Genomic DNA, 20,094 nt, shown 5'->3' with positions numbered 1-20,094 from the left:
CTTAAAGGTCTTGAGGTTTAAACGTTTTACAGTCAGTTTCTTCACTTTTCTCAGCCGTATTTCCTGTATGGCTGACGACATAAATTGCATCTGCACCACAACGATTTCCAGTATTCCAGTAGGAACAGTTGTTTACTTCACAAAGGATTTTTTGACTCATACAGATGACCTCCTTTTGAGTATGTCTTTCATCTATAATGTAACCGAAGCACGGGTCGTTCATTCATGTTAATCTTCCTGACGAATATAACGCTTATCTTTCATAAACAATTTCCAGAAGAAGTAGAACCCAGGGAATAGGATGATAAACCCTACAATATACGTAATAAATAATGCCCTAAATGTGACGGGATCTGTAAATCCAGACATAATGGTAATATCAGGATAAGCCATATAGGGCAAATGCGCATGTCCATACACATAGCTTGCTAAGAAATATTGAATTGTAATGGCGATAACCGCTAAACGTGGTCTCCCTTTCCGATGTTTAAAGCGACTGTTTGGTAAAAATAGAGCCAAACCTGCAAGCAAAAACATGAGTAGAGAAACAAGCAGGATCGGGATGTTCTGCATCATTTTAGTGAACAGCCAATTGGCCTCACTTCTCAGTGTGAGCATGATAAAGAAAGCCATCATGAGAGAAAGCGGACCTGTAATCAGTGCTCCTCTTCTATAAATGTTATAAGCCTCATCTTCGTTTGCAACATTAGAAAAATCAGCTAAAAGCAAAGATGAGAGGAAAAGGGTACTGAAAATCGCAAAACCTACGAAAGAATAGACATTTGCGCTTGTAAAGACCAATCCTAAATCTAATGAGTAGACATTATTCTCCTGAAAGATGAATCCACCATGTGTAATGGGGAGAACCATGATGAGGATGGACGGAATAATAAAGCCGCTAATTCCTGAAATATATGTCACGGCTTTTCTATATTTTTTAGGCAGTGAATGAGAGAAGACGAGAAATCCGCTTCGCAGTGCAAGAAGCAACAAAATAATGCTGCCGGGTATTAATAGAACAGTGCCTAGCACAAATGTTGCACCTGGAAACAGGCTAAACAAGGCAACGACGATGGCCACAATGAAGACGTTTGTTACTTCCCAAGTTGGAGACAGATACTTATTTGCGATATTTGCGGCCTTTGTCTGCTCTTTGTTCATGTAAATCATTGACCAAAATCCTGCACCGAAATCCATTGATGCCATCACTGCATAGATAAACACGAATCCCCATAAGATGGTGATTGCAATGAGTGCATCAGTTGTTACATCCATTTGCATCAAGATCGCTCCCTTTTTAAGATTCTGTTAAACGTAAGTCTTCTTCAATTGAATGTTTTCTAAAGTAGTACGTCAGTACAATCACAGTTGCGATGCCTAAAATGAGATAGACAATGGCAAAAAGGATGAAAAGTGTACCGATAGATCCTGATGATGTAACGACTTCAGAGGTTTTGAGCATTCGATAAATCACCCATGGCTGACGGCCTGTACAGGCAAAGATCCAGCCAAATTCAATCGCCAAGAGACTAAGGGGCCCGCCAAATAAATAAAGGACAAGGAGCCATTTTGGATAATGGTCGCGTTTTAAAATTTTGCGGTAAAACAGTGCTAACACAGCAAAGAAAATGAGCAATGAGCCGATAATGACCATTCCGTTAAATAATGTGTGAATAAATAAAGGCGGCCACTCGTCTCTAGGAAAATCATTTAACCCTTTAACCACAGTATCAAAGCTATTTCCTGCAAGAAAACTAAGCGCCCAAGGGATTTCGATTGCTCCTTTGATTTCTTGCGTATTGGCATCAGTAAAACCGCCAATAGCCAGAGGCGCATGTGATTGCGTTTCAAATAAACCTTCAGCACCCGCTAATTTTTCAGGCTGATATTCATACAGAAGCTGAGCTGATTCGTGACCGTTTAAGGCTGTGAGAAAAGAGAAAAGTCCGCCTACAATCAGTCCAAGAAAAAGGGCTTTTCGATGAAAGGTATAGAGCTTTTCGTTTTTTCTTGTTTTCAACATTTTAAATGCAGCGACAGAAGCAATGACAAAAGCGCCTGTTGTAAAAGCAGACAGTACTACATGAGTAGCAGTGACAACAAAACTAGGATTGAAAAATGCCTTCCAAGGTTCGATATTCGTTATTTCTCCATTGACCATTTGAAAGCCAGCGGGTGTTCCTTCAAAAGCATGTACGTTTGTAATGAGAATCGCTGAAGCTGCTGCACCAATGACAACGAAAATAACGGTAATGATGCGCATGGCTGGTGATAAACGATCTGCTGCGTACACATAAATAGACATAAATAATGCTTCAATAAAGAAAGCATAAATTTCTATTTGAAATGGCAGTGACATGACTTTTCCGATGACCTCCATAAAACCAGGCCATAGAAGGGCAAGCTGCGTACCAGCAATGGTACCGGTTGGAATGGCAACACCTAACAGAACAGCCTGCGCTTTTGTCCATCGTTTGGCCATGATGGCATAATGCGGGTCCTTCGTTTTTTGAAAGATGAGTTCAGCTAACAAAATCATTAGCGGGATGCCTACGCCAAGCGAGGCATAAATAATATGGAAGCCCATTGTTGTGCCGAACAGACTTCTAGCTAAAACGAGATCAGTCAATTTTTTCTCCGCCTTTCTTATCGCATCTCTTTTGATGGTGTTTATTATTCTCCACCATTTTTAGATTATTCTTCCTGACTAAGAAAGCTTGTTTTTTGACAAGTTGTAAAAGAGGGAGTAGAATATAATTATAAAACGTAATCATTACGTTTTAATGATGAAGGGAGTTTTGACATTGAAAAGAGATATTCATCCAACCTCACATGAAGTTGTATTTATGGACGTAAACAGCGGTTACCGCTTCTTAAGTAGATCAACAAAGACATCACATGAGACCGTAGAGTGGGAAGATGGGAAGACTTATCCTGTCATTAAAGTAGAGACAAGCTCTGATACGCATCCATTTTATACAGGACGCCAGAAATTCGGAGAAAAAGGCGGCAGAGCGGAGCAGTTTAAGAAAAAATACCAAATGTAGACAAAGAAACACACCTGATCATGGTGTGTTTTTTTGTGCAGTAAAAAACCCCGGCTGATCGCACGGGGTTCATGAATTCATTCAACATTTAAAGCTGTTTTTAATGTGTTTAAATTTTGTTTCATTAAGCTGACATAGCTTTCGCCATTTTTAGCATCATCTTCTGTAATGGATTCTAGATTTTTCAGTGTAAGGCTTTTTGCCCCAATTTCACTGCGAATCGTATCTGATACTTTACTGCTGACGTTATTTTCAAAAATGACATACTTGATGTGATGCTTTTCTGCCTGTTGTACGATATTTTCAAGCTGTTTTTGGGAAGGCTCTTCAGAAGCAGAGAGTCCTAGTACACTGATTTGCTCAATGCCATAGCGCTTTTCCCAGTAGCCGTATGCTGCGTGAGAAACGAGAATTTCTTTATGTTTTGCTTTAGATAACGTTGTTTTGAATTCCTGATCTAACGATTGTAATTCTTTTTTTAGTGATTCATAGTTTTTTGTGTATTTGTCTTTATGATCTGGATCTAGTGAAACGAGTGTGTCTTTAATGTTTTTTGCCATTTGCTGTGCATAAACAGGGTCTAGCCATGCATGGGGATCTTTATCTCCGTGGTCGTGTCCATCATGATCATGATCTTCACCTTCATGATCGTGATCATGGTCCTCACCTTCTTCATGAGCATGTTCTTCTTGTGTTGATAATAGCTTGATGCCTTCGGCTGCTTTCACTGTTTTCACGCCTTGGTCTTTTAACGTAGAAGCCGTTTTATCAGCGAATGCTTCAGCACCTGTTCCGCTGTAAATAAAGGCATCTCCTTCAGCCATTTCAACCATCGTTTTTGAACTTGGTTCAAAGCTGTGTGCATCTGCATTGGCAGGATAGACACTTTGAGCGTTCACGTGAGAGCCGCCAATTTTTTCAGTGAAATCTTGAATAGGGAAGATCGTCGTGTAAATGGTTAATTTCCCGTCTGCTTTTCCTTTTGAAGCATTTGTCCCCGCACTGCTTGAGCAAGCGGCAAGACCGACCGCTAATAAAGCAGCTGTTAAAATAAAAAAGATTTTTTTCATCTAAGAATGTCTCCTCTCAACCTATTAGATAGAAATGATTACGATTTAATGTCCTGAGTTATTGTATCGTAATAATTACGATTTGAAAAGAGGAAAATAAAAAATTTTCATCAGAAGATGTTTCCTCTAAAAAAATAGACGTCAAAACGTGACTAAATTTAAAACATTGTGCTATATTTATTTTTAAAAAAAGAAAAAGGAATGGACAAACTTATGAAACTTTTAGACGAAATCATCGAATATAACCAACAATTTATTGAAGAGAAGCGATATGAAGAGTTTACAACAACGAAGTTTCCACAGAAAAAAGCTGTCATTCTATCATGTATGGATACAAGACTTGTTGAACTGCTTCCGCGCGCCATGAACATGAAAAATGGCGATATTAAAATTGTCAAAAGTGCTGGCGCTCTTGTTTCTCACCCATTTGGAAGTATTATGCGAAGCATTTTAGTGGCTGTTTATGAATTGAATGCTGACGAGGTGTACGTCATTGGGCATCACGATTGTGGTATGAGTAAAATAGACAGCGAAACACTCTTAAATAAAGCCATTGAGCGTGGTATTCCAGAAAAACGAATTGAAGTACTGGAATACTCAGGAATCGATTTTAAACAGTGGCTCAAAAGCTTTAGCTCAGTTGAAGAAAGTGTGAAAGACAGTGTATCTGTCGTTAAAAATCATCCGCTTCTTCCATCTAATGTGCCTGTACATGGTCTTGTCATTGATCCTGGGACAGGTAAGCTTGACTTAGTTGTCAACGGTTATGAAGAAAAGTAAATTATTTTTCCTTTTTAGGTGGGACTGGATCCATGCCTCCAGGATGCAGCGGGTGACATTTTAAAATTCGCTTGATTGTGAGCCAGCCGCCTTTTAAAGCGCCATGCGTTTTGATCGCCTCTAGCCCATAGTTTGAACAGGTGGGATAAAACCTGCAGCTCGGCGGTGTCAGAGGGGAAATGCATTTTTGATAAAAGCGAATGATGCCGATAAAAATTTGTTTCATAGAGGTTCCTCCTTGTCTGTCTTTTCACAGTATAAGAAAAAAGGACAAGGAAGGGAAGTTTTATAAACTAAACTGGTCGGAGCAATATGTTATAATATAGGAAATTGCAATTATAGGAGTGGTGATTAATGCCTTCAGTTGAAAGCTTTGAACTTGACCATAATGCTGTAAAAGCACCTTACGTTCGTCATTGCGGCGTTCATAAAGTGGGATCAGATGGGGAAGTGAACAAATTTGATATCCGTTTTTGTCAGCCGAACAAGCAGGCAATGAAACCTGATACGATTCATACATTAGAGCATTTACTTGCGTTTAATATTAGAACACACTCAGAGAAATACGATCATTTTGATATCATTGATATTTCTCCAATGGGTTGCCAGACTGGCTACTATTTAGTTGTCAGCGGTGCACCGACACCAAGAGAGATCGTTGAACTGCTTGATGCAACATTCAAAGATGCAGTGGAGGTAACAGAAATTCCTGCTGCAAATGAAGAGCAGTGCGGTCAAGCGAAGCTTCATGATCTTGAAGGAGCAAAACGTTTAATGCGTTTCTGGCTGTCTCAGGACCAAGAAGAGCTATTAAAAGTATTTGGATAATTAGCAAGATGATGATGAACCGGACATATTGAATGTCCGGTTTTTTACATGAAATGAAACGGGAGCTGTTAAAATAGGGGATATTTGTTAAAATGGACATGTCAGTAAAAAAGGGGGATACACGAATGCGGAAAATGGTAGGAATCATTTTGATGCTCGCATTACTTAGTGCATGTGGAAACTCGGCAGCGAGCAATGACAAGGGAGAAGTGCCTGAGTTATTAGAAGTCAAACTAACAGGGCCGGAGCAAGTGGAGAAAAATGAAAACGTTATCGTAAAAGCAGCTGTCACATATGGTGATACGCCTGTTGATGATGCAGATGATGTTGAATTTGAAGTGTGGAAAGATGGCGACAAGGATAACAGCAAGATGATTCAGCCAAAGAAAAAGGAGAAAGGTGTATATGAATTGCATACAGCCTTCAAAAAAGATGGCCTTTATATCATACAAGTCCATGTGACAGCTAAACAGCAGCATAATATGCCGAAGACAAACATCCATGTAGGTGATGTGAAAAAAGAGAGTTCATCTACTGAAGAAGAAGATACCTCACATCATTGAAAGCGGTTTTATTTTGGGTTAGGACGTTGGTTTGGTTCAGCATCCTGTGGTGAATCGACTTTATGCTTGTAATCATAAGCCTTTGATGTCGTCCACAGTGATAAAAAGACAACGATTGAGATAATGATAAAGCTGATAATCCCAAGTAACAGCATCTAACTCCCTCCTTATTTCCATATTAACATATATTTCATGCGGTCAAAATAGAAGAAAATGATGGCAGGTTTCAGTATAATAAAAAAAGGGTAATCCCATACTAAACGCAACTACATAAGGAGGAATCAACATGTCTGAAAAATTATTAAACGTCGTCAATAAACAAGTAGCAGATTGGACTGTGCTTTACGTAAAATTACATAACTATCACTGGTATGTAAAGGGAAAAGACTTCTTTACACTCCATGAAAAATTCGAGGAATTATATACAGAAACAGCCACTTATATCGATGATTTGGCTGAACGTATGCTCGCATTAAATGGACAACCTGTTGCGACAATGAAAGAGTGCTTAGAAATTTCTAGCATTCAAGAAGCGGAAGGCAATGAATCAGCCGAGCAAATGGTGAAAAATCTGTATGATGATTTCTCTAATATTGCAGAAGAACTTAAGCAAGGCATGGAGCTGGCTGCAGAAGTTGGCGATGAAACAACAGGTGATATGCTGCTTGCGATTCATCAATCCATTGAAAAACACAACTGGATGCTCAAAGCATACTTAGGATAAGCGAATGTGAAAGGAATGTCGATCATCAAACAGATCGGCATTCTTTTTTTGTGGATTTGTGACAGACAGCCCATTGAATTGATGGGGCTTTTAGCCGAAGAGAAAAGGGAAGGGAGGGGAGAAGATGTCCTCAATTGCAGGAATGATGAGTCAGCAAGTGGCGAGTATTCAAAAAACACTCAATATCAGTTTATTGAATTCACAGCTTGCCACGAACACAGCCCAAGCTATGGTGATGCTCGATCAAGTGCAGCAGCAGCCTCAAGCTGTTCAGCCCAAAGATTCAGACGCTACGTTTATTGATGTCAGAGTTTAACCAAGAAAGCCGCCGTCACAGGCGGCTCTTTTTATGCGCTTCACGAATTTTTTGAACAGCTAACCATGCCTTTATTTTTTGTCGTCCAAGCTATTCATCAAATGCGGCATATACTATTGAGGTAAGAAGTTCCACTATGAAAGGATGTTGATGCCAAGTGAGCAAGGATTTAGGCATCTTTTCGTTGTTTACAGTCAGTTTGTCGGCAATGGGCTTTCTGTTTGGTGGAGCAGGATATTTACTCATGATATTAGTGACACTAATGGCTATTGAATTAATTTGTTCAAGCCTAAGAGAATCTGTGACTGGACAACTTACGATGAAGCGTTTTTTGACCCGGCTTGTTCGAAAGGTTGTGACGATTTCTTTAATATCCATGGCACACTTCTTCGATGTCATGCTGAAGACTGGGGGGACAATTAAGGATTTAGCGCTCATCTTTTATATTATTTATGAATCGTACCAGATTGTCTCAACAGCCAAAGCTCTCGGAATTCCCATTCCACAGTTGTTTATTGATGTGTTAGACATGATGAAAAATAAATTGCGCAAAAAGCCGTAATTTCTTCATATCTGGTCATACTAAAGGAAAAAGGATGAATCAGATGGCGAGACACACATACTATGTATCCGTTCAAGACGGATCGATCTCACAGCACAGAGATGCGGCTGCTTGGCAATTTCAGATAGAAGCAGATGATGACCAAATCTTGCAGTTAAGAGAGTATTTTGATGAACAGTATATGACAGATTGGAAAGGTTTCTTTCGGGCGCATGTTCCATTTCTTGAATATCATTATGATAGTCCAAATGACGAAATGGATAGGAAAAGAAAAGAGATTTACTCGATGATTCATGATCTCGGTAACGAAGAGACAAAGAACTTTATTGAGACCAATGGACTGATGAATTGAAAAAGCATGTAGAGACATTCTACATGCTTTTATTTTCGAGGCTGAAAGATGCCGCCGATCAGATCACTGATTCCGCCTCTATTTTCCTGCTGTGAGTTGGTGATTTCGTGTGAGGTACTCTGACTCTGGGGTTTGTACCGGTTATCATCTATCCCGACCCGCATTCCAGATGTTCGTTCAGATGGCTGGATAATCACAATTTGGTCCTGTTCATGAAATTCAAACAAGTAGGATTCGCCCGATGTTTGTCCAATGAACGTTTTCCAGTTCACATCTAATTTGACTTTCGGTGCTTTGCCCGTCCAAGCGACAATAGCGTCAGGATCTACACGGCAAGGTGCTTTTAAAATCAGCGGGTTTCCATTTGTTTTGATGGCAACCTGCGCCCCGTGACCTTGATACGAGAGCTTTGAAGTAAATAGCCCTTTCTGTGATAAGATCCCAACGCCTACTGGTGTCACGCCATAGTGACATTCTTCAGTAAAGGCAAGTAAATCTTCACTTTCCACGCTAACATGTTGCCAAGGACCGTTCGGCTCAAGATTGATGACGGTCACATGCTCGCTAGAATCAGCCAAGTAGCAAGTGCCTTGTCCACTCACTTCCATCATCTCAAGGTTTTCACCTGTTAATTTTCTGCTAATATGATTAAATACTTGGCTGACCACATTTCCTTTATTCGTCCCAAGTAATCGTTTACGGTATTGAAATGTACCTTGATCGGCAATCATAGCGCCTTTTTTGGCAAAAAAGATCCCGTTGCCTTCTGCTTGTAAGGTCAGTTCTTCGATCGTGTTGAAATGAAATCCCATTTGTGCCAGCTCCTTTCCTTTGTCAAGATGTGAATCCGTAGATGCGGCATAGGTCGTTTAAATCAAGGGTCGTACCTTGTCCGATAGCGGTGATTTTCCATTCGTTCTCAACTCTCGTTAGTTCAGCACAAATGATGGATGTACAAAATGAATAATCTTCTGTTAACTGAAAGGTACAAATCTCCTGTTGTGTGATTTGATCTGAAAGGCGCAAGTAGGCATTGGTCACCTGTCCGAAATGATGTGCCCGCTCGTGTGCATCATGTATCGTGGCAGTTACGACGATTTTCTGAATATCGGGTGAGACTCTGCTCAGCTGCATAATGATGATCTCATTATCCCGATGGCCTCCGCCGACCTGATGATCACCTAGATGGCGAACAGCTCCATCTAAGCTTTGCTGCTGATGATAATAGATCAGGTGTTTTGGAGACAGAAGCTTGTCCTCTTCATTTAAGAGAAACACTTGCGTATCTAAATCAATTGGCTGACCAGATAAGTCCCAGCCAAGTCCGATATGAATTTGATCTATATTTGGATTGTCTTTTGTTAAATCTAACTTTTGTCCTTTCATGAGGTGTTTCTTCACTGCCTCAAGAGAAGCGTCTTCTTTCTCATGTTGCCTCATTGGCCATGCTTTGTTATTTTCTTGTTTTGATCCATTTGTGATGCTCATGCTGGTTTCCTCCTCGTCTGTGTAGGACAAACACTTATTGATTTACGTCATCATGGGCAAAAGGTTTCATGATTAAAATGGGATGAGGATGGAGATGATAAAAAGGTTTTAGCAAGAATACTTATTTTACATACAGACGAGATAGAAGTACTCGTTTGTTTCACTTTTCATAAAAATTCTTCAGAGAAATGTGATCTGTGGTATGATGTTTTACAAGAAGCAAGGACAGGATATGAGGGATTTCACATGCATGTATTTAAAGACTATTATCATAATACGGTCAAGCTCTCTTTTGAAGAGCAGCCTTTTTCAAGTCATCCTAAGCATGTTTGGGCTATTTGCCGCTATCAAGGAAAATGGCTACTTACAGAACATGAGGATCGAGGCTACGAGTTTCCAGGAGGGAAAGTAGAGCCAAATGAAGAAGCAGATCAAGCCGCTATACGAGAGATTCACGAAGAGACGGGTGCTGTTGTTCGTGAATTAACGTATATTGGTCAATATCAGGTGCTTGGCAGAGAGAAAGTCATTGTCAAAAATATTTATTTCGCCGATATTGAAAGGCTCGTCAAGCAGGACACGTATTTTGAAACGAAAGGACCCGTTCTTTTCGCAGACTTACCAAGATCCATCGCAAAAAATAAAAATTTCAGTTTTATTATGAAAGATGATGTCTTAAGGAAAAGTATGGCTTATTTAGAAAAGAACGGTTTGATTCGTTAAAAAAAGCGTAGGGAAATGACCCTGCGCTTTTTATTTTTGCAGAAAACGGCGTTCCAGCCATTCAACAAGCTGATACATGATGGTGGCGAAGACGGCGATAATGAAAAGACTTAAGAACACGAGTGTAAAGTTGAAGACTTGAAAGCCATAGATGATCATATAGCCGAGTCCTTTTGAGGAAACAAGGAATTCCCCCACAATGACCCCAACCCAAGAAAGACCAACATTGACCTTAATGGCAGAGATCATCGTTGGAATACTTGCTGGCAAAATGACCTCACGGAAGACCGTTCTTTTTTTCGCGCCAAAGGTTTTCATGACCTTTAAATAATTCTCATCGACTTCTTGAAAGGCTGTATAAATGACGATGGTGGTAATGATCACACTGATAATGGCACCCATCGCGACAATGCTGATCATGCCTGGTCCAAGGGCAACAATTAAAATGGGGGCGAGAGCAACTTTCGGCATCGCATTTAAAATAACCAAATAAGGATCAAGAACATTTGCAAGACGGGTGGACCACCATAAGGCGGCGGCTAATAAAATGCCGCAAAAAGTACCAAGTAGAAAGCCGAGCACTGTTTCAAATAGCGTAATGCTCATATGATTGATTAATGAACCATCTGATAATTTTTGTACAAACAATTGGCAGACGGCAGATGGTGAACTGAAAATGAGCGGGTCAATCAGTCTGAAATGGCTCGCAAGCTCCCAAAGCGAAAAGAAACTGGCGAAAATGATCAACTGGTAGACTCGCGTCATGCGTTTTTCCATTCGAACTTTTTTTCGATAGGCTTCATGTAAAAGGTCACTGTGTTTCAACTGTCTTCAGCTCCTTCCAAATCGTTTGAAAGAGCTCTTGGAAACTTGCTGTCTGTCTCGCTTCAAAAGGAGAGAGCGTCCTCAGATCATCTGGAACCGTAAACATTCGCTGGATAGAGCCGGGATGCTTTGAGAATAAGAAAATGCGATCACTCATCGCAATGGCTTCGCCGATGTCATGCGTGACAAGAACAGCCGTTTTTTGGTAGTTTTTTAATGTGTGAAAGACGAGGTCTTCTAATGTCAGTTTCGTCTGGTAATCTAGTGCTGAAAATGGCTCATCTAGCAGAAGCAGGCCGGGATCAACTGCAAGCGTTCGGGCGAGAGCCGCACGCTGCCTCATCCCACCTGACAGCTCTTTCGGGTATTTTTCTTCGACATCATTGAGTCCAAGCTTTGGCAGTAAGCTAAGGGCAGCTGAGGTGGCTTCATGTGAATCTTGTTTTGCAATTTTCAACCCGAGAATGACATTTTCCTTGATCGTTTTCCATGGGAACAAATAATCTTGCTGGAGCATATAACCGATTTGATGCTCCTGTTGATTCGGTTCTTTTCCTTCGATTAAAATTCGACCTTCAGAGGGTGGCGTAATGCCTGCGATGATGGAAAGCAAGGTTGTTTTCCCGCATCCGCTAGGACCAATAAATGAGATGAATTCACCTTGAGTGATCTCCATATTGATGTGCTTGATGGCCGTTGTTTTTTCTTTTAAAGAGAAGTACGTGTGGGTCACATGGTCAATTTGAAGGAAAGACATGTGCTACCTCCTGTTCTATTTGTGATCTGTGACCTTCCTTGCAATGGATGAATCGACAAGTTGTTTGTACGGGATAAATTCCGGTAGTTCACCACTTGCCTTCATGATTTCCTGTAATTTGTTCCATTCCTCTTCATTTAGAAGGGGATCTGTTGCATAGGAGTTCTGCTGTTTGTAGCGTTTGATAGCTGTTGATAAGACATCAAGGTCTGTATCAGGAAATTGAGATTGGATTGTCTCGGCAATCTCCTCTGGGCTCTTTGCTTTGACCCATTTTTGCGCTTTGTAAATGGCACGAGTAAAGGCTTCAGCTGTCTCTTTGTTTTCCTCTAAGTAACTCTTCTTTGCCATAAAGGTGGTATAAGGCACCTTGCCGGAAGCCTCACCAAAGGAGGCGGTAATGTACCCTTTGCCTTCTTTTTCAATTAAGGAAGCTGTCGGTTCGAATAACTGCACAAAATCGCCAGTTCCAGAGGAAAAAGCACCTGAAATGTTGGCAAAATCAATATTTTGAATCATGCGAAGATCCTGTTTCAAATCAATGCCTTCTTTTTTCAGGACATATTCACCGACCATTTGCGGCATGCCGCCTTTTCGTTGACCGAGAAAGTCCTTTCCTTTCAATTGATCCCAAGAGAATTGATTGATTTTTTCCCTTGAAACAAGAAATGTACCGTCTGTTTGTGTCAGCTGTGCAAAGTTCATGACAGAGTCTTTCGTGTCTTGTGCTTCCACATAAATAGAAGATTCAGATCCGGTCAGAGCGATATCAGCGCCGCCGGATAAGAGAGTTGTCATTGTTTTATCGCCGCCCCAAGTGGTCTTTAATTCAACCTCTAAGCCTTCATCTTTGAAAAATCCTTCGGATAGGGCGACATAAAGCGGTGCATAAAAGACCGAATGGGTCACCTCGGCTACTTGTACGGTCTGCTCTTGGTCTTTTTTACAGGCGACAAATGGAATAAAGAGCAGGACAACGAATATGAATGCCAGTCTGACTTTAATGGAACGATTCAAGAGTAATTCGCCTCCTTTGTTCTAGATCACTAATTAAAGTATGTCAAAAGGGATTTTTGGTGAGTGCCTAGATGAAATAAGAAGCGCATTGTTTATTTATAGAACGTGTCTTTTTTTCTATACTAGAAGCATGAATGCTTTCTTGTATTTGGAAGAAATAAAGGAGCGGTTTCGTGTATAGATTGAGTTGGGTATTTGTTGGTTGGTATGTAGTAGGTCTTATTTTAATGGTCTTTTTTGAAGTGCCGGCATGGCTTCAGTTTGCGAATGGTATCTTTCTTGTGCTTTACGCCTGCTGCGTCATTGAGATTGGCCGAAATATTTACGGGACATGGAGCTTTGTGATCGTAAGAGCAGCCATTGTGGGTGTGTTGACGTTTACGGTTGAATGGGTGGGGATCACAACTGATTTTCCATTTGGGGCTTATGATTATTATCCGACGCTTGGATTTCTTGTGGCGGGAGTGCCTTTGACGATCGCTTTTGCATGGGTTGGTGTGTTTTTAAATAGTCTTTTTTTATCAAGACAACAATCGAAGTGGAAGCGAGCCGTCGAAACGGGTATATGGATTGTGCTGCTTGATCTCATATTAGATCCGGTAGCGGCTGAACGAAAGTTTTGGGTGTGGTATGACGGCGGAGGTTTCTTTGGTATCCCTTTTGAGAATTTTGTCAGCTGGGGTATCATTGGAGCAGGACTTTCATTTCTGTTCCCGCTCGTCTCCATTGATCAGCAGGCATTGCGCTGGAATGGGCGTATTTATCAGGCCATGGTGTTCTTCTTTGGTCTTTTAGCATTAAAGGGCGGGCTGGATGTCATTTTTTATTTAGCACTGATCATTGTCATCTTGTGTGAAGGAAGGGTTCGATTTGAAAGAAAGCGACAAAAACCGATCGTTTAGACGACTCTTTTATTTTTATCTTAAACGATATTTACTGAACAAACATTTTCGCTGTGTCATGATGAAAGGTACGGTTGACCCAAAGGAGAAGCATCCTGTTCTTTATCTTGCTAATCACAGTTCATGGTGGGATGGACTGATCATTTTTCTTTTAATAGAACAAATGTCTGAGCTGGATCATGCCATGATGATGGAAGAGAAGCAGTTGAAGCAATATGCTTTTTTTCAAAAACTTGGTGCATTTCCAGTTCATAAAGAGAAGCTGAAAAGTGTCAAGCAGGCATTAATGACTGCAAAGGAGAAGATGGAGGCTGGCGGGGCTGTGTGGCTCTTCCCGCAGGGGAAAATTATGCACCAAGACACACGGCCGCTTGAACTGGAAGGCGGAGCTTCTTTTTTAGTCAGGCAATTTGAGCAGGTCGTCATCAAACCTGTGACGCTGCATTATACATTTAATCAATTTCAAAAACCGACGGTATCGGTTGAGTTTGGAGAAGATGTCCTAGTAGCTGGCGGATCACTTCGCAGTAAGGAAGTAACAAGTTTACTCGGAGACCTGCTTGAAACACAGTTAAACGCACATCAAGCACAGGTTATTGCTGATCCAGATTTTTCAACAAACGAACAATTTAGGCAGGTGACAAGGACAAGCCGGTCAACTAGTGATGCGTTTGATTCCTTTAAAAAGTGGGTGAAAACATGGCGGTCTTCTTAATTGTCATCAGCGTTTTGCTGCTCTGCCAATTGATGTTTGCGATTTGGAATATGAAGCAATTTCCTGTACTCAAGCCGGCATCTCTTTCACCTGATGAACCCATTTCATTATCGATCCTCATTCCAGCGAGAAATGAAGAAAAACGGCTGGAAGCCTGCCTTCAGTCGATTGTTGATCAGCGTCTCCATCCGAAAGAGCTGATCGTGCTGGATGATCACTCGACAGATCAGACGAGAATGATTGCAGAGGGCTTCGCAGAGACATATCCATGGATTCGTGTGCAGTCAGGTCAAGTATTGAAGCGCGGCTGGCTTGGAAAATCATATGCTTGTTCCCAGCTTGCTGAGGCAGCATCTTCTGATTGGCTGTTATTTTTAGATGCAGATGTCCGCTTAAAACAAGGTGCTATTGAAGCGGTGTACAAGCAGTTATGCATACAAAAAACGGGCATGCTTTCAGGTTTCCCAGAGCAAAAAACGGGAACGCCTTTTGAGCATCTTGTCGTTCCTATGATGATGTTTACGATTGGCTGTCATCTGCCAGTGAAGTGGGTCAGAACATCTCAACATCCTGCTTTTGCCGCAGCACATGGCGGTTTTATTGCCATTGAAAAGAACTGTTATCACGAAATAGGTGGTCATGAAGCGATCAAGGATTCTCTTGTGGATGATATGGCTTTGGCTAAACGAGTGAAAGCGAAGGGCTTTCCGTTCACACTGGCAAGTATTCATTCTTTTGTCTACATGAGAATGTATGAGAGTAGACAGGAAGTATGGGAAGGATATCGGAAAAATTTGTTCCCGGGAGTGAATCGAAACATTGCTTTGTTAAGCAGTGTCTTTTGTTTATACTCCGTCCTTTATGTAGTTCCTGTTATTTGCTTTATGATCGCACTGATTCATTTTGATGTGGTCAATCTCTGTTTAGCCCTTCTCTGCTACGGGCTGGGTGTATCCATTAAAGCGGTCATTGATATCGAAAATGGAAGAACGTCTACGATGGCCTTTTTATTGCCGGTCAGTATTATAAGCCTGATGGCCATTGGTTTTGCTTCTATGAAAATTGGGCTGAAAAAAGAAGGCTATGAATGGAAAGGAAGAAGGTACGAATGAAAAAAGTGATCATTATTGGCGGCGGACTTGGCGGGTTATCGGCTGCGATTCGCTTACAGTCACGCGGTTTCCAGGTCACCATTTTAGAAAAAGAAGCTTCTTTAGGCGGGAAATTACAACGCCATCAAGCGTCTGGCTACTCTTTTGATTTAGGGCCGAGTACCATTACAATGAAGGCGTATTTTGAGGAAGTATTTACCTCCTGTCATAGACGAATGGAGGATTATGTGACGTTTTATCCGATTTTTCCGCTTACTAAAAACGTTTTTTCAGATGGACATACGGTCGAGTTTACGCCAGATATTGAGCAAATGGAATCACAAATTGCAGTTTTTAGTCCAGAGGATGCAAAGCGATACCGGGCATTTTTACAGGAATCGAAGAAGCTTTTTCAAATGGCAGAGGATCAGTTTTTAAATCGTTTATTATTGAGCTGGAAGGATAAAGCGGATATCAAGTTAATGAAAGCCCTTCTTGCAGTCAAACCTTTTACATCCGTTCAGCGCTTGCTACGTCAATATTTTCGTCATCCTCATACATTGGCGATGTTTGGCCGGTATGCGACTTACATTGGCTCTTCGCCATACGAGGCACCTGCTATTTTTAATATGATGGCTTATTTAGAAGGAGAAAAAGGCATTTATGGTATTAAGGGCGGTACGTATCGTTTAGTTGAGGCATTTGAGACACTGGCAAAGGAATTGGGTGTCCAAATTCATCTCAATGAATCAGCCAAAAAGATTCATGTAAAGAATAAGCGAATCCAAGGAGTTGAAACGGATCAACAGTTATATGAGGCAGATCAAGTCATTGTGGGGGCAGATGCACTGACTGTTTATCGCCAATTAATTGATGAAGAAGACCGCCCGAGTTTTGGAAATCAAAAACTGGCAAACATTGAGCCATCGTTATCAGGTTTTGTTCTTTTGTTGGGCGTCCCTAAAGTCTATGAACAACTGTCTCATCACAACGTGTTTTTTCCAGAGAATTATGAACAAGAATTCAAGGATATTTTTCAGAAAAAACAGCTTCCTCATGATCCGACGCTTTACATCTGTTATTCAGGTCATTCAGAGCCAGCTTTAAGCGGAGGACCAGGAAGAAGTAACTTGTTTGTATTAGCCAATGCGCCATATGTGACAAAAGAGCAAAATTGGGACATGCTAAAGGAGACATATGGTCAGCATATGAAAACAAAACTAAAGGAAAAGGGTCTCTTTGATCTTGACCAGCTTGTAGAATTTGAAGCGGTACAAACCCCGCTTGATTTGCAGCAAAAAACGGGAGCGTATCATGGGGCCATTTATGGCATGTCGTCAAACTCATTCAAGCAGGCATTTTTTCGCATCAATAATCAATCAAAGGATATTGAAGGACTTTGGTTTGTTGGTGGCACAAGTCATCCAGGCGGCGGCACTCCGATGGTGACAAAATCAGGACAGCTCGTCGCAGAGGCCATTATCAAGCATTTAACGTAACACCGAATGAAAAGGAGAGAATTCAAGTGATTGTGGAAAAGAGAAGGTTCCCGTCGCCACATCCGCATATTCACTTATATACAGTGACATATGAGGCCGATGGACTTCGAATGAAGGGGCTGCTCGCTGAACCGGCCGGAGAAGGTCTCTATGACGGTTTTTTATATTTACGCGGCGGCATTAAAAATGTGGGAATGGTTAGACCTGGCCGAATTGTGCAATTTGCTGCGCAAGGGTTTGTCGTCTTTGCGCCCTTCTACCGAGGGAATCAAGGAGGCGAAGGGAACGAGGATTTTGCCGGAGAAGACCGGAAAGATGCATTTGCTGCATTTCAGCTGTTGAAACATCATCAAAAGGTGAAGCAGGAGCGCATTCATATCTTTGGTTTTTCCCGTGGCGGAATTATGGGCATATGGACCGCTGTTGAAATGAAGCATGAGGCCGCTTCCTTTGTGACATGGGGAGGCGTAAGTGATATGAAGCTCACCTATCAAGAACGTGTGGATATGAGAAGAATGATGAAGCGTGTGATAGGAGGTCCTCCGCATAAGGTACCAGAAGCATATGAGGCTAGAACGCCTTTAAATGATGTGCACCAAATTGAAGCACCTGTCTTAATCATTCATGGGGAGCTGGATGAGAATGTATCCATTGAGCATGCGTATTTATTAGAAGATGCACTGCGTCAGCATGGCAAGTCTGTGGAAACATGGTATTTTCACGGATATCATCATTATTTCCCGCCACAGCATAACCGGGAGATTGTCAGACGGCTGACGACATGGATGCACAGCCGAAAAGGCGGAAATGTGGTAAAATAAACGGTAGAAAGAAATATAGAAAGTAGGGGGATTTTCATTATGGGAATGCCTGTTGAATTTAATACAATGATTGTCACAAAAGGAAAAGAGACAAGAATTGAAGAAAATGTGTTTGAGCTCATGAAGGAAGGGTACCGCATTTATCCATTAAATATTCCGCTTGAGGTGCGTAAAACGAAAGACGGAGAAAAAACAGGAACAGCACATGTTGAAAAGCTGGAGCTCACAGACAATATCACGAAGGTGACGTATCGTCTTGTGTCATTGCATTCAACGAACTAAAAAAGCTGAGGGATTCATTCCCTCAGCTTTTTCCTTTTGATTAGACGAGTGGTCCGCCTTTTGCTTCAATATCACTTGCTGCATGGCTGAATTTTTTGAAGTTCTTTTTAAATTCATTTGCAAGGAAGTGTGCTTTTTCTTTGTAAGCCTCTTGATCGTCCCATGTTTTAGCAGGCTGAAGCACTTCATCTGGCACTCCTGGAATATGAAGCGGGATGTGTAATCCGAAGATGTCGTCAGTGATCATTTCAGCGTTATCAAGATCACCTTCGATCGCTGCCTGCACCATTGCTCTTGTATGAGCAAGATTCATTCGTTTGCCCGTACCGTAGCCGCCGCCAGTCCAGCCTGTATTCACAAGGAATACTTTTGCGCCGTGCTCATCGATTTTTTTACCAAGCATTTCAGCATAGACATGAGCAGGAAGTGGCAAGAATGGTGAACCAAAGCAAGTAGAGAACGTTGTTTCTGGTGACGTCACGCCACGCTCAGTTCCAGCTAGTTTACTTGTGTAACCACTCAAGAAGTGGTACATCGCCTGTTCTTTCGTTAAACGGCTGATTGGAGGTAAAACGCCGAATGCATCAGCTGTTAAAAAGACGATGGCAGATGGGTGACCTGCAATACTTGGTTTCACGATGTTATCAATCATTTCGATTGGGTAAGCCGCACGTGTATTTTCAGTAAAGAATGTGTCATCATAATCTGCTTCACGTGTTTCTTCATCAAGTACTACATTTTCAAGCACTGATCCGAAGCTGATGGCTTTGTAAATTTGGGGTTCTTTTTCTTCACTTAAGTTCACGCATTTTGCATAGCATCCGCCTTCAATATTGAAGACACCTGTGTTAGACCAGCCGTGCTCATCGTCTCCAATCAGCTTGCGGCTTGCACTTGCAGAAAGCGTCGTTTTTCCAGTACCTGAAAGGCCGAAAAATAAAGCAACATCGCCTTCTTGACCGACGTTAGCAGAGCAGTGCATTGATAAAATATCTTGTTCAGGAAGCAGGTAGTTCATAACAGAGAAAATGGATTTTTTCATCTCTCCTGCATATTCTGTTCCACCGATCAGAATCGTCCGTTTTTCAAAAGAAACGATAATAAACGTTTCAGAGTTTGTGCCATCTGTTTCAGGATCTGCTTTAAAGTGAGGTGCAGATAAGATGGTAAAAGGTTTTTCGTTTGATGATGGTGTTGATCCATCAGGTCTGATGAATAGCTGCTTTGCAAAAAGATTGTGCCAAGCGAATTCATTTACAACTGTAATGGGCATACGGTATTTTTCGTCAGCACCGGCAAAACCATCAAAGACAAATAGTTCATCACGTTCTTTTAAGTATGACACAACCTTTGTATATAAACGATCAAATGCCTCTTTCGAGATCGGCTGATTGACTTGACCCCAATCAATTTTATGTTCAGAGTTTTCTTCTTTTACGATGAATTTATCTTTAGGCGAACGTCCAGTGTAGGCACCCGTTGTGGCGCGGACAGCACCAGTTGAAGTTAAAACGCCTTCATTACGTGCCAAAATCTTTTCAACAAGTTTCGGAACAGATAAATTTTGGTGCGTATTTTCTAATGAGAGCAATGACTGCAAATCTTCTTTTAAATCCACTGAGTTCATAAAAAAACCCTTCCTTTACCGTTGAATTTGTTTGTTTTGATTAGTATAACACATTGATAATAATAGTCTATACTATTTAAACATTTTTGTGTGTGTTTTTTCATT

At 41.3% G+C, this 20,094-nt stretch carries 27 protein-coding genes; 15 read left to right on the top strand and 12 right to left on the bottom strand.

Annotation, left to right across the window (positions count from 1 at the left end; all coding sequences use genetic code 11):
* Window position 1 precedes the first annotated feature (1 nt).
* The 3 genes from LCD32_RS13515 to LCD32_RS13505 all read right to left on the bottom strand — a co-directional run bounded on the left by LCD32_RS13515 (window position 2) and on the right by LCD32_RS13505 (window position 2,629).
* A complete protein-coding gene (locus LCD32_RS13515) occupies window positions 2-160 on the bottom strand; it encodes a DUF1540 domain-containing protein (protein ID WP_008342921.1) in 159 nt (52 codons plus the stop codon).
* A 68-nt stretch (window positions 161-228) separates the two neighbouring features.
* Entirely contained in the window at window positions 229-1,275 is a 1,047-nt protein-coding gene (locus tag LCD32_RS13510; protein ID WP_169476099.1) for a cytochrome d ubiquinol oxidase subunit II, read from the bottom strand.
* Between the two features lie 22 nt (window positions 1,276-1,297).
* Window positions 1,298-2,629 carry a cytochrome ubiquinol oxidase subunit I gene (locus tag LCD32_RS13505; RefSeq protein ID WP_017358375.1) on the bottom strand — a complete coding sequence of 444 codons (1,332 nt, stop codon included), beginning with the start codon at window positions 2,627-2,629 and terminating at the stop codon, window positions 1,298-1,300.
* Window positions 2,630-2,804: 175 nt separating this feature from the next.
* On the opposite strand from LCD32_RS13505, the gene LCD32_RS13500 reads away from it, so the two are divergent.
* Entirely contained in the window at window positions 2,805-3,047 is a 243-nt protein-coding gene (locus tag LCD32_RS13500) for a type B 50S ribosomal protein L31 (protein WP_017358374.1), read from the top strand.
* A 77-nt stretch (window positions 3,048-3,124) separates the two neighbouring features.
* On the opposite strand, the gene LCD32_RS13495 is transcribed toward LCD32_RS13500, so the two are convergent.
* Entirely contained in the window at window positions 3,125-4,117 is a 993-nt protein-coding gene (locus LCD32_RS13495) for a metal ABC transporter solute-binding protein, Zn/Mn family (protein ID WP_224564000.1), read from the bottom strand.
* Window positions 4,118-4,330: 213 nt separating this feature from the next.
* On the opposite strand from LCD32_RS13495, the gene LCD32_RS13490 reads away from it, so the two are divergent.
* Window positions 4,331-4,897 carry a beta-class carbonic anhydrase gene (locus LCD32_RS13490; RefSeq protein ID WP_017367908.1) on the top strand — a complete coding sequence of 189 codons (567 nt, stop codon included), beginning with the start codon at window positions 4,331-4,333 and terminating at the stop codon, window positions 4,895-4,897.
* A 1-nt stretch (window position 4,898) separates the two neighbouring features.
* On the opposite strand, the gene yidD is transcribed toward LCD32_RS13490, so the two are convergent.
* Complete coding sequence (gene yidD / locus LCD32_RS13485) at window positions 4,899-5,123, bottom strand: membrane protein insertion efficiency factor YidD (RefSeq protein ID WP_008342933.1); 225 nt, start codon at window positions 5,121-5,123, stop codon at window positions 4,899-4,901.
* 128 nt (window positions 5,124-5,251) lie between these two features.
* On the opposite strand from yidD, the gene LCD32_RS13480 reads away from it, so the two are divergent.
* Both LCD32_RS13480 and LCD32_RS13475 read left to right on the top strand, forming a co-directional pair.
* Window positions 5,252-5,725, top strand: a complete 474-nt coding sequence (locus LCD32_RS13480; RefSeq protein ID WP_008342935.1) for an S-ribosylhomocysteine lyase — start codon at window positions 5,252-5,254, stop codon at window positions 5,723-5,725.
* Window positions 5,726-5,850: 125 nt separating this feature from the next.
* Window positions 5,851-6,288 (top strand): FixH family protein, encoded by a 438-nt coding sequence (locus LCD32_RS13475; protein ID WP_058213940.1) that lies wholly within the window; start codon window positions 5,851-5,853, stop codon window positions 6,286-6,288.
* Between the two features lie 8 nt (window positions 6,289-6,296).
* Here LCD32_RS13475 and ytzI read toward each other — a convergent pair whose 3' ends face one another.
* A complete protein-coding gene (ytzI, locus tag LCD32_RS13470) occupies window positions 6,297-6,443 on the bottom strand; it encodes a YtzI protein (RefSeq protein WP_017358370.1) in 147 nt (48 codons plus the stop codon).
* A 131-nt stretch (window positions 6,444-6,574) separates the two neighbouring features.
* Here ytzI and LCD32_RS13465 point away from each other — a divergent pair, with 131 nt between their 5' ends.
* The 4 genes from LCD32_RS13465 (at window position 6,575) to LCD32_RS13450 (ending at window position 8,242) form a co-directional block, all read left to right on the top strand.
* Entirely contained in the window at window positions 6,575-7,012 is a 438-nt protein-coding gene (locus LCD32_RS13465) for a Dps family protein (RefSeq protein WP_025207844.1), read from the top strand.
* Window positions 7,013-7,136: 124 nt separating this feature from the next.
* Window positions 7,137-7,328 (top strand): hypothetical protein, encoded by a 192-nt coding sequence (locus LCD32_RS13460; RefSeq protein WP_008342942.1) that lies wholly within the window; start codon window positions 7,137-7,139, stop codon window positions 7,326-7,328.
* A gap of 157 nt (window positions 7,329-7,485) precedes the next feature.
* Window positions 7,486-7,890 (top strand): holin family protein, encoded by a 405-nt coding sequence (locus tag LCD32_RS13455; protein ID WP_224563997.1) that lies wholly within the window; start codon window positions 7,486-7,488, stop codon window positions 7,888-7,890.
* A 43-nt stretch (window positions 7,891-7,933) separates the two neighbouring features.
* Window positions 7,934-8,242 (top strand): hypothetical protein, encoded by a 309-nt coding sequence (locus tag LCD32_RS13450; protein WP_008342945.1) that lies wholly within the window; start codon window positions 7,934-7,936, stop codon window positions 8,240-8,242.
* A gap of 29 nt (window positions 8,243-8,271) precedes the next feature.
* Here LCD32_RS13450 and LCD32_RS13445 read toward each other — a convergent pair whose 3' ends face one another.
* Window positions 8,272-9,054 (bottom strand): AIM24 family protein, encoded by a 783-nt coding sequence (locus LCD32_RS13445; RefSeq protein ID WP_224563995.1) that lies wholly within the window; start codon window positions 9,052-9,054, stop codon window positions 8,272-8,274.
* Between the two features lie 22 nt (window positions 9,055-9,076).
* Window positions 9,077-9,730 (bottom strand): TerD family protein, encoded by a 654-nt coding sequence (locus LCD32_RS13440; protein WP_224563992.1) that lies wholly within the window; start codon window positions 9,728-9,730, stop codon window positions 9,077-9,079.
* A gap of 246 nt (window positions 9,731-9,976) precedes the next feature.
* Here LCD32_RS13440 and ytkD point away from each other — a divergent pair, with 246 nt between their 5' ends.
* Entirely contained in the window at window positions 9,977-10,453 is a 477-nt protein-coding gene (ytkD, locus tag LCD32_RS13435; RefSeq protein ID WP_041093357.1) for an RNA deprotection pyrophosphohydrolase, read from the top strand.
* 30 nt (window positions 10,454-10,483) lie between these two features.
* On the opposite strand, the gene LCD32_RS13430 is transcribed toward ytkD, so the two are convergent.
* The 3 genes from LCD32_RS13430 to LCD32_RS13420 are packed head-to-tail and all read right to left on the bottom strand — an operon-like array spanning window position 10,484 to window position 13,052.
* Entirely contained in the window at window positions 10,484-11,230 is a 747-nt protein-coding gene (locus tag LCD32_RS13430) for an ABC transporter permease (protein WP_370529235.1), read from the bottom strand.
* Window positions 11,231-11,264: 34 nt separating this feature from the next.
* Complete coding sequence (locus LCD32_RS13425; protein ID WP_007501922.1) at window positions 11,265-12,035, bottom strand: ABC transporter ATP-binding protein; 771 nt, start codon at window positions 12,033-12,035, stop codon at window positions 11,265-11,267.
* Window positions 12,036-12,050: 15 nt separating this feature from the next.
* Window positions 12,051-13,052, bottom strand: coding sequence for an ABC transporter substrate-binding protein (locus LCD32_RS13420; RefSeq protein WP_060781318.1), 1,002 nt, complete (start codon window positions 13,050-13,052; stop codon window positions 12,051-12,053).
* 173 nt (window positions 13,053-13,225) lie between these two features.
* On the opposite strand from LCD32_RS13420, the gene LCD32_RS13415 reads away from it, so the two are divergent.
* From LCD32_RS13415 to LCD32_RS13390, 6 genes are read left to right on the top strand one after another with little or no spacing between them, the layout of a single operon-like run.
* Complete coding sequence (locus LCD32_RS13415; RefSeq protein WP_224563990.1) at window positions 13,226-13,954, top strand: carotenoid biosynthesis protein; 729 nt, start codon at window positions 13,226-13,228, stop codon at window positions 13,952-13,954.
* The gene (locus LCD32_RS13410; protein WP_224563988.1) at window positions 13,923-14,669 is read left to right on the top strand and encodes a lysophospholipid acyltransferase family protein; all 747 of its coding nucleotides are present in this window, start codon (window positions 13,923-13,925) and stop codon (window positions 14,667-14,669) included. The genes LCD32_RS13415 and LCD32_RS13410 overlap by 32 nt, the downstream gene beginning before the upstream one ends.
* On the top strand, window positions 14,654-15,781 hold the full coding sequence (locus LCD32_RS13405) for a glycosyltransferase (RefSeq protein ID WP_224563986.1): 1,128 nt from the start codon (window positions 14,654-14,656) through the stop codon (window positions 15,779-15,781). The genes LCD32_RS13410 and LCD32_RS13405 overlap by 16 nt, the downstream gene beginning before the upstream one ends.
* Window positions 15,778-17,259 carry a phytoene desaturase family protein gene (locus tag LCD32_RS13400; RefSeq protein WP_224563984.1) on the top strand — a complete coding sequence of 494 codons (1,482 nt, stop codon included), beginning with the start codon at window positions 15,778-15,780 and terminating at the stop codon, window positions 17,257-17,259. Before LCD32_RS13405 ends, LCD32_RS13400 begins: the two co-directional genes overlap by 4 nt.
* A 26-nt stretch (window positions 17,260-17,285) precedes the next feature.
* Entirely contained in the window at window positions 17,286-18,080 is a 795-nt protein-coding gene (locus LCD32_RS13395; RefSeq protein WP_035702120.1) for an alpha/beta hydrolase family protein, read from the top strand.
* A gap of 39 nt (window positions 18,081-18,119) precedes the next feature.
* Entirely contained in the window at window positions 18,120-18,362 is a 243-nt protein-coding gene (locus LCD32_RS13390; RefSeq protein WP_017358362.1) for a DUF2584 domain-containing protein, read from the top strand.
* A 40-nt stretch (window positions 18,363-18,402) separates the two neighbouring features.
* Here the strand turns inward: LCD32_RS13390 and pckA are convergent, their stop codons facing one another.
* Window positions 18,403-19,989, bottom strand: a complete 1,587-nt coding sequence (pckA, locus tag LCD32_RS13385; RefSeq protein WP_019743681.1) for a phosphoenolpyruvate carboxykinase (ATP) — start codon at window positions 19,987-19,989, stop codon at window positions 18,403-18,405.
* Window positions 19,990-20,094: the final 105 nt, after the last annotated feature.

The sequence above is a fragment of the Bacillus sp. RSS_NA_20 genome, assembly GCF_020165915.1.
Taxonomy (GTDB): domain Bacteria; phylum Bacillota; class Bacilli; order Bacillales; family Bacillaceae; genus Bacillus; species Bacillus altitudinis.
Note: the sequence above shows the minus strand (reverse complement) of the source record. Positions and strands in the feature narration are given on the sequence as shown.